13 protein-coding genes and 1 tRNA gene are annotated in these 12,212 nt (G+C 62.5%); 11 read left to right on the forward strand and 3 right to left on the reverse strand.

Annotated elements, in window-relative coordinates; translation table 11 throughout:
- Positions 1-267: OprD family outer membrane porin (locus E8E75_RS02325; RefSeq protein ID WP_280357906.1), on the forward strand; the 267-nt coding region annotated here is incomplete at its 5' end.
- Between the two features lie 269 nt (positions 268-536).
- On the opposite strand, the gene E8E75_RS02330 is transcribed toward E8E75_RS02325, so the two are convergent.
- The 3 genes from E8E75_RS02330 to pcsA form a co-directional block, all read right to left on the reverse strand.
- Positions 537-956, reverse strand: a complete 420-nt coding sequence (locus E8E75_RS02330; RefSeq protein WP_120649765.1) for a cupin domain-containing protein — start codon at positions 954-956, stop codon at positions 537-539.
- A gap of 7 nt (positions 957-963) precedes the next feature.
- The gene (locus tag E8E75_RS02335) at positions 964-1,404 is read right to left on the reverse strand and encodes a carboxymuconolactone decarboxylase family protein (RefSeq protein ID WP_120649764.1); all 441 of its coding nucleotides are present in this window, start codon (positions 1,402-1,404) and stop codon (positions 964-966) included.
- A gap of 170 nt (positions 1,405-1,574) precedes the next feature.
- Positions 1,575-2,297, reverse strand: coding sequence for a phosphatidylcholine synthase (pcsA, locus tag E8E75_RS02340; protein WP_120649763.1), 723 nt, complete (start codon positions 2,295-2,297; stop codon positions 1,575-1,577).
- Between the two features lie 264 nt (positions 2,298-2,561).
- Between pcsA and E8E75_RS02345 the strand changes: the two genes are divergently transcribed.
- The 10 genes from E8E75_RS02345 to E8E75_RS02390 all read left to right on the forward strand — a co-directional run.
- Positions 2,562-2,774, forward strand: coding sequence for a cysteine-rich CWC family protein (locus tag E8E75_RS02345; RefSeq protein WP_153918371.1), 213 nt, complete (start codon positions 2,562-2,564; stop codon positions 2,772-2,774).
- The gene (locus E8E75_RS02350; RefSeq protein WP_120649761.1) at positions 2,774-3,466 is read left to right on the forward strand and encodes a pseudouridine synthase; all 693 of its coding nucleotides are present in this window, start codon (positions 2,774-2,776) and stop codon (positions 3,464-3,466) included. The genes E8E75_RS02345 and E8E75_RS02350 overlap by 1 nt, the downstream gene beginning before the upstream one ends.
- A gap of 397 nt (positions 3,467-3,863) precedes the next feature.
- Positions 3,864-4,745, forward strand: a complete 882-nt coding sequence (locus E8E75_RS02355; protein ID WP_120649760.1) for an alpha/beta hydrolase — start codon at positions 3,864-3,866, stop codon at positions 4,743-4,745.
- A 97-nt stretch (positions 4,746-4,842) separates the two neighbouring features.
- Positions 4,843-4,916: transfer RNA gene (locus E8E75_RS02360), tRNA-Gly, on the forward strand.
- A 362-nt stretch (positions 4,917-5,278) separates the two neighbouring features.
- Positions 5,279-6,493: a CmpA/NrtA family ABC transporter substrate-binding protein gene (locus E8E75_RS02365; RefSeq protein ID WP_153918373.1), complete on the forward strand. Its 1,215-nt coding sequence runs from the start codon at positions 5,279-5,281 to the stop codon at positions 6,491-6,493.
- A 20-nt stretch (positions 6,494-6,513) separates the two neighbouring features.
- Entirely contained in the window at positions 6,514-7,092 is a 579-nt protein-coding gene (locus E8E75_RS02370; protein WP_120655151.1) for an ANTAR domain-containing protein, read from the forward strand.
- Positions 7,093-7,593: 501 nt separating this feature from the next.
- On the forward strand, positions 7,594-8,877 hold the full coding sequence (locus tag E8E75_RS02375; RefSeq protein ID WP_120655150.1) for a CmpA/NrtA family ABC transporter substrate-binding protein: 1,284 nt from the start codon (positions 7,594-7,596) through the stop codon (positions 8,875-8,877).
- 14 nt (positions 8,878-8,891) lie between these two features.
- Positions 8,892-9,749 (forward strand): nitrate ABC transporter permease, encoded by an 858-nt coding sequence (gene ntrB, locus E8E75_RS02380; RefSeq protein ID WP_120655149.1) that lies wholly within the window; start codon positions 8,892-8,894, stop codon positions 9,747-9,749.
- A 79-nt stretch (positions 9,750-9,828) separates the two neighbouring features.
- Complete coding sequence (locus tag E8E75_RS02385) at positions 9,829-10,620, forward strand: ABC transporter ATP-binding protein (RefSeq protein ID WP_179057943.1); 792 nt, start codon at positions 9,829-9,831, stop codon at positions 10,618-10,620.
- Between the two features lie 352 nt (positions 10,621-10,972).
- A partial coding sequence (locus E8E75_RS02390) for an alginate export family protein (protein WP_348530009.1) occupies positions 10,973-12,212 on the forward strand: 1,240 nt, incomplete at its 3' end.

Below are 12,212 nucleotides of genomic sequence, written 5' to 3' on the forward strand. Positions count from 1 at the left end.
CGCTACGACTACAACTTCGCGGCTGTCGGGATTCCGGGGCTGACCTTCATGACCCGCTACCTCTCCGGCGACGGCATCGAGCTGGGCGCTGGCCGCGAAGACGGCAAGGAATGGGAGCGCGACACCGATATCGCCTACGTGGTGCAGAGCGGCCCGCTGAAGAACCTTGGATTGAAGTGGCGCAACGCGACGGTGCGTTCGACCAACTTCGGCAACGACCTCGACGAGAACCGCCTGATTCTCAGCTACACCCTGCCACTCTGGTAAGGGCTCAAAGCCAACCTTCGGACCGCGCTGTTGGGCCTCGTTCCTCGACGCCAACCTACGGCAGGACTGCGTCCTGCCTGGCGAATGAATTCGCCCCTACAGGGATGTGCGCACGGGCCGCCCCTCTCCCTTCAGGGAGAGGGGCTCCCATAGGTTGGCGCTGAGCGAAGCGAAACCCGTCGATGACTGCACACCGGGCTAATGGGTATCGCAGGCTCGCGGACCGCCGCCGAACCCATCCTACGGACACATAGCACAGCCCCTCACGCTCACTTCGGGTAAGGCTCGAGCACTGCCTCCTGCTCGGTCTTGAGCATCCACACCACCAGCTTCGCCGGCTTGGAGTCGCTGGCATTGCGCGATTGCAGGTGGACACTGCCCGCAGGCTCGTACCAGCTCTCGCCCGCCTTGTAGCGCTTGGGCTCCTCGCCCTTGAGCTGGGAGATCACCTCCCCTTCCTCAACGTAGGCGAGCACCGAACCTGCATGACTGTGGGCCACGGAGCGTTGCCCTGGCGCATAGTCCACGGTGAGCAGGATGGCCTGCTTGCCAGGCGCATTGAGCAGCTCGTGATCATGCAGGATGGTGACCTGCTCCTGGCCCTCGCCCGTTTCGTGCGCATAGGCCTGGGGGAGGTTCAACAGCATCAGGCCAGCGGCCAAGGCACTCAAGGTCTTCAGGTTGCGCATCGTGGTCTCACTCGCTCGGGATTTTGCGGAAGCCGACAGCCAGCCGGTTCCAGCTGTTGATGGTGTTGATCGCCAGGGTCAGGTCCACCCGCTCGCGCTCGCTGAACTCGGCCGCCAACTGGGCATAGTCCTCATCGGGGGCGTGAGTTTCGGCCAGGCGCGTCAGGGATTCCGTCCAGGCCAGAGCGGCGCGTTCGCGAGGACTGAAGAACGGGCTTTCGCGCCAGACGGCAACCGAGTAGAGGCGGCGCTCGGTTTCCCCACGCTTGCGTGCGTCGGAGCTGTGCAAGTCGACGCAGAAGGCACAGCCATTAATCTGCGATGCACGCAGCTTCACCAACTCCAGCAGCGGCTTCTCCAGGGGGAGTTTGCTCACCGCCGCTTCCAGGGCGAGCATCGCCTTGAGCGCGTCGGGAGAGGCGGAGTAGTAATCCATGCGTGGTGTCATCGAGGCATCCTCGTGGTGGGAAGGGATGCCTCAAAACTACTGCCGACGGGGCTTGTGACCTACGGCCAATTGGCGTGATTACGAGGTGGCCAATGCACGTGCGAGATCAGGGTGAGAAAGATTGTGGTAGCGAATTCAATCGCGAATGAATTCGCTCCGACAAAGAACGATCAAGCCTTCAGCTTGTGGGTCCAGTCCAGCAGGCTGCGCCACAAGCAGATGCCCACGAAGTAGGCCGAGGCCAGCCACCAGATGCCCAGCACCAGGGATTTGTAGAAGGGGTGCTGGAGGATGAGCAGCATGCTGCTGATCATCCACACGAAGGTGACCACGATATTCAGTGGCATCAGCTTGCGCACCCGGAACGGATGGAGGAACTTCAGCTTGGTCAGCGTCAGCGCCGCGAGGGCGCAAATCAGCAGCAGGCTCACAACGGGCAGCGGATCGATGATCCAGATGTACAGCGCCACCACATTCCACGCAGCGGGAAAACCCACAAAGTAGTTGTCGCTGCTCTTCATGTTCAGGTTGCAGAAGCAGAACAGCGACGACACCAGGATAAGGCTCACCGCCACCAGCGCCGTATGCTCGGGCAGGTCGATGTAGCGGTAGATGAAGATGGCCGGAATGAACACGTAGGTGAGGTAGTCGATCACCAGGTCCAGGGTCGAGCCGTCGAAATTAGGCAGCATGGTGCTGGTTTGGACACGCCTGGCAAGAGTGCCATCCAGACCATCGACCAGCAGGGCAGCACCCAGCCAGAGGAGGCAGTCGCGGGGCTGATTGTCGAACAGGGCGAGAATGGCCATCAGGGCCAGCACAACGCCGGTGGCAGTGACACCGTGAGCCGACCAGGCCTTGGCTTTATTGACGACACTAATGTTGGTGGACACGAGGCAGCTCTGCTCTAAATGGTGGGTGACAGAATCGATAGACCGCGATTATGCGTTAGCTTCTCAAATGCCTTCAGAGTTTTGTGAATCCGGCCATGTCGCTTTCAGACATCTTCACCTTGCATATTCGAGCCTAGGTCATCCGCGCCAGACAGCAATACCGGTCGGCGCGCGAACATCCGAAAAACGGCACCCATCGGTGCGGACTTGCAGCCAGAATTCCAAGACGGCAACCTTGCGCCCTTTCCACCCTGATCAACCGCCATGAGCGCCCCACCCGATCCCACCCGCTGCCCGCTTTGCGGCCAGAGCAACCAGTGCACCCAGGCTGATCCCGCCAGGGCCGGCCAGGCTTGCTGGTGCTTCGAGGCGAAGATCGACCCCGCCGTGCTCGACGAGATCCCCCCGCAGGACATCGATCGCACCTGCCTCTGTCCTCGCTGCGCACGCGCGTTGCCACCCGATGCACCAAGCTGATGCGCCTTGATCGATTTTTGAGCAATTTCCCGGAATTCAGCCGCCTCGACGCGCGCCTGCTGCTAGCCGCCGGTCGGATTCGAGTGGATGGCCAGCCAGTTACCGACAGTCGCTTCGAGGTCCGGGAATTCAGCCGCGTCGAGCTCGACGATCGCCTGCTCCAGGCCGGCAAGCCAGCCCGCTACTTCATGCTCTACAAGCCTTCCGGCCACGTCAGCGCTACCGAGCATCCGGAGCATCCCACCGTGCTCGACCTGCTCGACGAGCCCGACAAGCACGAGCTGCACCTGGGCGGGCGCCTGGACCTCACCACCACCGGCCTGCTGCTGATCACCAACGACGGACTCTGGTCCCGCCGGCTCACCCTGCCCGGCAGCAAGCAGCCCAAGGTCTATTACGTGGAAACCGAGCAGCCCATCGGTACCGAGTACATCGACACCTTCGCGCAAGGGCTCTACTTCGCCTATGAGGGCCTGACCACCCTCCCCGCCCAGCTGGAAATCCTCGGCCCCCGCGCCGCCCGCCTGACCCTGCACGAGGGTCGCTACCACCAGGTCAAGCGCATGTTCGGCCACTTCCAGAACAAGGTCGTACGCCTCCACCGCGAGAGCGTCGGACCGCTGAAGCTGGACCCGCAGATGCAGCCAGGCGACTACCGGTCGCTCACGGCTCAGGAAGTGGCCTGCTTTTAGCTAGATCACTCGCGAGTCACATCGGGATTGAATAACCCGACGAACTGCAAGAATTTTTCCTTTCAATGAGCTTGCGAGTGAAATCATGCCCTGCTTAAATCGGACACAAGGTCAGAGCGTGACCAAAGAGTCACGCCGACCATCTAAGCGTTCCCTGCGGTCTCCTGTGCTCTGCACTCGTAGGTTCCCTGCCTGGTTAGAAGACTCGTTCGGTGCTCTGAAAAGCGCCGAACTCCCTCGTCTTTTCTCGACCTAACCGCTTGATAAATAAAGAATTCTAAAAATTCCAGCCTGACATTCGATTGTCATCGAAAGGCGCTTTCCTACTGCCAAGACTTAGAGCGGGCCAAGCCGTTGAGAGGGCTCGCATGACCCATCTGCGCCAGGAGGAAACGACATGAGGCCGGAAACCGCCATCGTCGAGATTCACAGCCAGTACAAGGTTTACACGGAGTTCTACGGCAACCCGGAAGCCAGGGAGACCATCATTCTGGTCAACGGCTCCTTGTCGACGACCGCCTCGTTCGCGCAGACAGTGAAATACCTGCAACCGCACTTCAACGTGGTGCTCTTCGACGAGCCCTATGCCGGCCAGTCCAAGCCGCATAACGACAACTCGCGCTTCATCGGCAAGGAAACCGAGGCCGACATTCTCCTCCACCTGATTGAGCACTTCCGGGTGGACTACCTGATGTCCTTCTCCTGGGGCAGCGTCTCCGCCCTCCTCGCCCTGGCCCAGTGCCCGGCACGGATCAAGAAGGCCATCGTCACCTCCTTCTCGCCTATCCTCAACGAGCCGATGATGGACTACCTGACCCGCGGCCTGGATTGCCTGTCGGCCATCGATCGGGACGCCGTAGGCCACCTGGTCAACAACACCATCGGCAAGTACCTGCCGAGCCTGTACCAGCGCTTCAACCACAAACACTGCAGCAGCCTCGACGACCACGAGTACCTGCAAATGCACCACCACGTCTGCCAGGTGCTGAACATGGATTCGCGCTGCTACGTGGACTGCCTGGCCAACGTTGACATCCCGCTGCTGTTCATCAACGGGGACCGCGACGAGTACACCTCCGCCGAGGATGCCCGCCACTTCGCCAAGCACGTGCGCGATTGCCAGTTCGCCACCATCGACAACGCCGGCCACTTCGTCGACGTCGAAACCAAGGCCGCCTGGCTGCAGACCCAGCAAGCCATGCTGGGCTTCCTCAAGGCGCCGGCCACCAAGGGCATGGCTCGCCCGCAGGTTGCCGACTACCAGGCAGTAGCCGTTTGAACGCGTGGCCGCCCGGGCAGGTGCAAGTATTTTCAGTAACTTGTGACTGCCCCGGGCTTCACCTCGCCCGCGCCTTCTGGTAAAAAGAGCACCCTTCGCGGGCGTCGTATAATGGCATTACCTGAGCTTCCCAAGCTCATGACGAGGGTTCGATTCCCTTCGCCCGCTCCATACTCCTCACGGAACCGCTCTAGTACGGGCCTTCCGCGACGGCATTGAGGTTAATGGGTAGCTGTCAGTCCAAGAATTTCCTTTTCTGAGGACTTACCCATGTCTAAACCTACGCAACTCATTCTCCATCTCGTCCTCACCTCTGGCGTTGGCTTCCAGTACTACTTCATGCGCCATATTCCCGGCCTTCCCTGCCCTCCGTTCAGTTTCCTTGCTGAACGATGGCACATCACTTGCTGACACCAGCACTCCGAACGTCCTCCAACGGCGGAGACAGTTCATAGACGATGGCGTCGCTCCCGGTCACCAATCCCATGGTGACTGGGGCGGCGCCTTTTTCGTTCAGCGGTGGGACAAACAACATGACCGACAAGAGTTGCACCCGTAACGACAATCTCGCCTGGGTCGCGGGCAGCGATGCCCCGGAAAAGCGCACTGTGAACCTGGGCTTCATGGCCCTTTCCGACTCCGCCTCGCTGATAGTCGCGGCTACCCAGGGTTTCGCCCAACCCTATGGACTGACCCTGGAACTGAAGCGGCAGACCTCCTGGGCCGGCCTGCGCGACAGACTATTGAGCGGCGAACTGGACGCCGCGCATTCGCTCTATGGACAGGTCTACGGCACCCACCTGGGACTGGGCAGCGCCCCGACCGAAATGGCGATCCTCATGGGACTTTGCCAGAACGGCCAGGCGATCAATCTCTCCGAACCGCTGCGTCAGGCAGGCGTGACCCGTGCCGACGCCCTGGCCGCCCGGGTGCGCCAGCACGGTGCGAAGCTGACCTTCGCCCAGACTTTTCCCACCGGCACCCATGCCATGTGGCTTCACTACTGGCTGGCGGCCCAGGGTATCCACCCGCTGGAAGACGTGAACACGGTGGTGCTGCCACCTGCGCAGATGGTCCAGCATCTCAAGACAGGACACATCGACGGTTTTTGTGCCGGCGGCCCCTGGGGCGCGCTCGCCGTGGATGAGAAACAAGGCTTCACCCTGGCGACCAGTCAGATGATCTGGCCAGACCACCCGGAAAAGGTGCTCGCCTGCACTCGCGCCTTCGTGGAGCAGTACCCCAACACAGCCCGCGCCCTGACCATGGCGGTGCTCGAGGCTAGCCGCTTCATCGACGCCAGCGACGACAACAAGCGCAGCACCGCCCAACTGATCAGCGGCGGCGAATACCTCGATGCACCACTCTCAGCCATTGAGCCGCGTTTTCTCGGTTTCTACGAGGACGGCCTCGGCTACGCCTGGCGCGATGATCACCCGTTGCGCTTCTTTGCCGACGGAGAGGCGACCATGCCCTGGCTGTCCGATGGCATGTGGTTCATGACCCAGTTCCGTCGCTGGGGGCTGCTCAGGGAAGACCCGGATTACCTCGGCGTGGCCCGTCGAGTCCACCAGCTTGCGCTCTACCGCGAAGCGGCCGAAGCACTGGGCATCGTGGTCCCCGAGCACCCCATGCGCAGCTCCAGGCTGTTCGACGGCCATGTCTGGGACGGCACCGATCCGGCCGGCTACGCCCGCAGCTTCGCCATCCATGCCCGCAGCTCCGCCATTGCGGCTGCTTCCCTCTGACGCCTGGAGTTGATCACAGCATGCTCCGCATTCTCCTGATTGATGACACCCCGAAGAAAGTCGGCCGTCTGCGCAATGCCCTGGTGGAGGCCGGTTTCGAGGTCATGGACGAAACCGGCCTGAGTATCAACCTGCCTGAGCGGATCGAAGCCGCGCGCCCCGATGTCGTGCTGATAGACACCGAATCCGCGGGTCGCGACATGATGGAACAGGTAGTGATGGTCAGCCGCGACCGGCCTCACCCGATCGTCATGTTCACCGACGACCACGATCCCGAGCTGATGCGCCAGGCGATTCGGGCCGGTGTCAGCGCCTACGTGATCGAGGGCATTCACGCCGAACGCCTGCGGCCGATCCTGGACGTGGCCATGGCGCGCTTCGAGGCTGACCAGGCCCTGCGTACCCAGTTGCTGGTGCGGGATACCCAATTGGCCGAACGCAAACGCATCGAGTTGGCCAAGGGCCTACTGATGAAGATGAAAAGCTGTGACGAGGATGCCGCCTACACCTTGATGCGTCGCCAGGCCATGGGGCGTCAACAACGATTGATCCAGGTGGCCGAACAGATCATCGCCACGCACGAGATGCTCGGCGTCTGAACAGCGAGTAGAAATCGGCCAAGTCCATGTGGGTGCAAACTCATCGCTCCACATGGACAGGGCAAACACCCGCGACAACCTCAAGCCACACACCGTACGCAGGCGCACTGTGGTGCGGTCCGTCGTTGCCCCAGACACAGGACTACGTTCCTGGCATCCGCCCCTCGCCGCACTCCTACTCCAAGTGAACCAAAACCGTTCAGGCCACCTCTGCACCGCACGAACATGGCTCAGTGCCGCCAGCCTGTCCGCACTTTTACCCAAAGAGTCAAGCTGCTGATTTAAAAGACAATAACGACCTAAAGCAGCCTGCCGAAGTCATGGCTTCGGGCTGCTGGGCAAGCTGGCAAGGCGTTTGCAGTCTCACCTGCAGAATCTTGCGTAGCGCGCCAACGGCGGTGGGCCGCGGATCACGGACAACGGCGTCCGTCAGAGCTCCTTTCCTTCTCGGGAGCTCTGGCGTGCGCCGTTTTTGTTTTGCCCTCCATTCAGGACAGCACCATGAGCGAACGTGATTCCAAAGACCCGGTGAACAACAGTCGTCGCAACTTCCTCAAGCAATCGATCGCCATTGCCGGCACGGTCGGTGGCGTGACCGCCCTCGGCCTCTCCGCTCCCGGTTTCCTGCGCAGCGCGGCCTGGGCCGCCGGCTCGGATGCACCGGAAAAGACCGCCCTGAAGGTCGGCTTCATTCCCCTCACCGACTGCGCCTCGGTGGTCGTGGCCGCCACCCAGGGCTTCGCCGCCAAGTACGGCCTGTCCATCACACCCAGCAAGGAAGCTTCCTGGGCTGGCGTGCGCGACAAGCTGAACACCGGCGAACTCGATGCCTCCCACGTGCTCTACGGCATGATGTACAGCTCCCAGCTCGGCGTTGCCGGTCCGCAGAAGAACATGGCGGTGCTCATGGGACTGAACCAGAACGGCCAGGCCATCACCCTCTCCCGCCAATTGAAAGAAGCTGGCGTGACCAACGGTGAACAACTCGCCGCGCATATCAAGAAGGGCGGCAACCCGCTGACCTTCGCCCAGACCTTCCCCACCGGCACCCATGCCATGTGGCTCTACTACTGGCTGGCCAGCCATGGCATCAACCCGCTGACCGATGTGAAGACCATCACCGTGCCGCCGCCGCAGATGGTCGCCAACATGCGCGTCGGCAACATGGACGGCTTCTGCGTCGGCGAGCCCTGGGGCGCGCGGGCGATCTTCGACAAGATCGGTTTCACTGCCACCACCACCCAGCAGATCTGGGCGGACCATCCGGAGAAGGTGCTGGGCTGCTCGCGCGATTTCGTCGAGCAGAACCCCAACACCGCACGGGCACTGGTGATGGCCCTGCTCGACGCCAGCCGCTTCATCGAGGCCAGCGACGAGAACAAGAAGGCCACCGCCAAACTCATTGCCGGCAAGGCCTACGTGAACGCCCCGGTGGACGTCATCGAGCAGCGCTTCCTCGGCCACTACGAGGACGGCCTGGGCAACAAATGGGATGACAAGCACGCCATGGCCTTCTGCAAGGACTGCAACGTGAACTTCCCTTGGCTCTCCGACGGCATGTGGTTCATGACCCAGTTCAAGCGCTGGGGCCTGATCAAGCAGGACCCGGACTACGCAGCCGTCGCCGCCCAGGTCAACCAGACCAAGCTGTTCAGTGAAGCGGCCAGCGCCCTCGGCCTGCCGGTTCCGGCCAGCCAGATGCGCGGCAGCACCCTGATTGACGGCAAGCTGTGGGACGGCTCGAACCCTGCCGCCTACGCCCAGTCCTTTGCCATCAAAGCCTGACCCGGGAGGTAACGATGAACGCTCCGGTAACTCCGCCGCTGCCTCTGCCGGCCAAGGCCGCACCCAGCTCCGCTCCACGACTGGCCAAGCCAGCCGTGGAGTTCTTCAACAACCTGGCACGGGCACTGGTCCCACCACTGCTCGGCCTGCTGCTGTTCATCGGCCTCTGGGCCCTGGTGGCGACACGCAGCGAAGGGTTGCCGGGGCCACTGTCGACCTGGCATTCGGCGCTGGAACTCTTTGCCGATCCCTTCTACGACAACGGCCCCAACGACATGGGCATCGGCTGGAACATCCTGCACTCGCTGGGCCGCGTCGGCCTGGGCTTCGGTATGGCGGCGCTGGTGGGCATACCCCTGGGCTTCGCCATCGGCCGCTTCACCTTCCTGGCCGGGATGCTCTCTCCCATCATCAGCTTGCTGCGCCCGGTGTCGCCGTTGGCCTGGCTGCCCATCGGCCTGCTGGTGTTCGAGGCCGCTGGCCCCGCGTCGATCTGGGTGATCTTCATCAGCTCGATCTGGCCGATCATCCTCAACACCGCCGCCGGGGTGGCCAGCGTGCCGCAGGACTACCTCAACGTGGCGAGGGTGCTGAAGCTCTCCGAGTTCAAGGTCCTCACCCGCATCCTGTTCCCGGCCGTATTGCCTCACCTGATGACTGGCATCCGTCTGGCCATCGGTGTCGCCTGGCTGGTGATCGTGGCGGCGGAAATGCTCACCGGCGGCACCGGCCTGGGCTTCTGGGTGTGGGACGAATGGAACAACCTCAACGTCGAGCACATCCTCATCGCCATCATCATCGTCGGCCTGGTGGGCCTGGCCCTGGAACAGAGCCTGCTGTGGCTGGCCAAGCGCTTCGACTACAACAACTGACCATTTCTGTAGGAGCGAGCTCTGCTCGCGAACCGCATTCGCGAGCAAGCTCGCTCCTACCAAGAGCAGGAGAACCCTGATGGACAAGTTCGTCGAGCTGACCGGCGTCAGCAAACACTTCGATACGCGCAAGGGTCGTTTCCAGGCCCTCAGCGACGTCAACCTCTGCATCGCCCGTGGCGAGTTCGTCTCGCTGATCGGCCACTCCGGCTGCGGCAAGTCCACCGTCCTCAACCTGATCGCTGGCCTGCTGGATGCCAGCGACGGCGGGCTGATCTGCAATGGCCGGGAAATCGACGGCCCTGGCCCTGAGCGCGCCGTGGTGTTCCAGAACCACAGCCTGCTGCCCTGGATGACCTGCTTCGGCAACGTCCATCTCGCCGTAGAGCGGGTCTTCGGCGCCCGTGAAAGCAAGGCCCGCCTCAAGGAACGTACCGCCGCGGCGTTGCAGATGGTCGGCCTGGATCATGCGGCGCACAAGCACCCCAATGAAATCTCCGGCGGCATGAAGCAGCGCGTGGGCATCGCCCGTGCGCTGGCGATGGAACCCAAGGTGTTGCTGATGGACGAGCCCTTCGGCGCCCTGGACGCCCTCACCCGCGCGCACCTGCAGGACGAGTTGCTGCGCATCGTCGGCGAGACCCACAGTACCGTGGTGATGGTCACCCATGACGTGGACGAGGCCGTATTGCTCTCCGACCGCATCATGATGATGACCAACGGCCCGGCGGCCACCGTCGGCGATATCGTCCAGGTCGAGCTGGCGCGCCCACGCGACCGCCTGGCCCTGGCCAACGATGCCCGCTACCACGAGTACCGCACCGCAGTGCTGGAGTTCCTCTACCAACGTCAGCAGCGCCCCGCCGCCTAGGTATCCGCCCTGCCCTTCGCGAAAGCCCGGCCCCGTGCCGGGCTTTCGCGTTTTGACTTGCCCGCATGCCCCATGCAGGGGCCCCCGTACCCGGCTTCGCACCCCGCCAATGCAACCTTGCCCGCGCAGGTGCATGACGTAATCGCCAAATGTTCTTGTCGCTAAACAAACATCATGTAAATCAAGTAGTTGAACAAACTGGCACAGTGCCTGCTAAGACCTTCCCCGGTCAGCACAACGGCGTGTCTGCCACTCAACCGACAACGACGTCGCGGAATCCCCTCTCCACCCGGAGCGCGGACACCGTGACGTTTTTTTTGCGCTTTTCAGACCTAGGAAGTCCGCTATGCACATGCTGAAACCCGCTCTGCTGTCGCTGGCCGTTGCCGGCACCAGTCACGCCGCCCTGGCCACAGAGGACGTTAGCAACCTGTTCACTGGGGGCAAAGCCATCCTCGATGCCCGCTACCGCTTTGAGAACGTCGACCAGAACAACAACTTGCGCGACGCCAATGCCCAGACCCTGCGCACCCGCGTCGGCTTCCAGACCGGCAAGTGGTACGGCCTCTCGGGCCTGGTGGAAGTGGACAACGTCAGCCGCCTCGGCGATGCCGCCTACAACAGCACCCGCAATGGCCAGACCAACTACGCCATGGTGGTCGACCCCGACGGCACCGAAGTCAACCAGGCCCTGCTGCGCTATGACCAGGCCTTCGGCAGCGCCGTGCTGGGCCGCCAACGCATCAACCTGGACAACCAACGCTTTGTCGGCGGCTCGGCCTGGCGGCAGAACGAGCAGACCTACGACGCTGCACTGGCCCAGCTCAAGCCCCTTGATGGCCTGACCCTGACCTACAGCTACCTGGACAACATCAACACCATTTTCGGCCCGGAAAACGGCCGCTTCGATAACCGTACCAACCCCGCCAACATCGAAGGCCACAGTCACCTGTTCAATGCCCAGTACCTGGTGCGGCCGGAACTCGCAGTGACCGCCTACAGCTACCTGCTCGGCCTGGACAACATTGCGACCACCGCGACCTCCCCGCTGGGCAGCTTGTCCAGCCGGACCAGCGGCCTGCGCCTGAACGGTGCGCTGGCCGGTTTCAACTATGCGCTGGAGTACGCACGCCAGCAGGACTACGCCGATAACCCGCTGGACCTGGACAGTGAGTACTACCTGGCGGAATTGGGGTATGTCTTCAAGGGCGTGCAGTTCAAGGGCGGGTACGAGGTGCTGGGTGGCGACAGCGGCCCCGGCAACCGCGCGTTCCAGACGCCGCTGGCGACCAAGCACATCTTTCAGGGCTGGGCCGACCAGTTCCTCACCACGCCGGCCGACGGCATCGAGGACGCCTACCTGGGGTTCACCGCGCCATTGGCCGGCGGCAGCCTGCAAGCCTGGTACCACGACTTCGACACCGAGCAGGGCAGCGACAGCTACGGCAGCGAGATCGACCTGTCCTACGCCCATCCGATACCAGGCGTGAAAGGTCTGGTCGGACTGCTCAAGTACGCCAGCTACGACTCGGATGATCGAGCCCGCACGGTCGATACCGACAAGCTCTGGGTGCAGGTGCAATACACCTACT

The sequence above is a fragment of the Pseudomonas sp. BN606 genome, assembly GCF_029873115.1.
Taxonomy (GTDB): Bacteria; Pseudomonadota; Gammaproteobacteria; order Pseudomonadales; family Pseudomonadaceae; genus Metapseudomonas.

What these genes read in the sequence shown, in the direction of transcription:
- E8E75_RS02330 (WP_120649765.1), bottom strand. Translation starts at nt 956, where the DNA reads ATGCGCAACCTGAAGACCTTGAGTGCCTTGGCCGCTGGCCTGATGCTG.
- E8E75_RS02335 (WP_120649764.1), bottom strand. Translation starts at nt 1,404, where the DNA reads ATGACACCACGCATGGATTACTACTCCGCCTCTCCCGACGCGCTCAAG.
- E8E75_RS02345 (WP_153918371.1), top strand. Translation starts at nt 2,562, where the DNA reads ATGAGCGCCCCACCCGATCCCACCCGCTGCCCGCTTTGCGGCCAGAGC.
- E8E75_RS02350 (WP_120649761.1), top strand. Translation starts at nt 2,774, where the DNA reads ATGCGCCTTGATCGATTTTTGAGCAATTTCCCGGAATTCAGCCGCCTC.
- E8E75_RS02355 (WP_120649760.1), top strand. Translation starts at nt 3,864, where the DNA reads ATGAGGCCGGAAACCGCCATCGTCGAGATTCACAGCCAGTACAAGGTT.
- E8E75_RS02365 (WP_153918373.1), top strand. Translation starts at nt 5,279, where the DNA reads ATGACCGACAAGAGTTGCACCCGTAACGACAATCTCGCCTGGGTCGCG.
- E8E75_RS02370 (WP_120655151.1), top strand. Translation starts at nt 6,514, where the DNA reads ATGCTCCGCATTCTCCTGATTGATGACACCCCGAAGAAAGTCGGCCGT.
- E8E75_RS02375 (WP_120655150.1), top strand. Translation starts at nt 7,594, where the DNA reads ATGAGCGAACGTGATTCCAAAGACCCGGTGAACAACAGTCGTCGCAAC.
- ntrB (WP_120655149.1), top strand. Translation starts at nt 8,892, where the DNA reads ATGAACGCTCCGGTAACTCCGCCGCTGCCTCTGCCGGCCAAGGCCGCA.
- E8E75_RS02385 (WP_179057943.1), top strand. Translation starts at nt 9,829, where the DNA reads ATGGACAAGTTCGTCGAGCTGACCGGCGTCAGCAAACACTTCGATACG.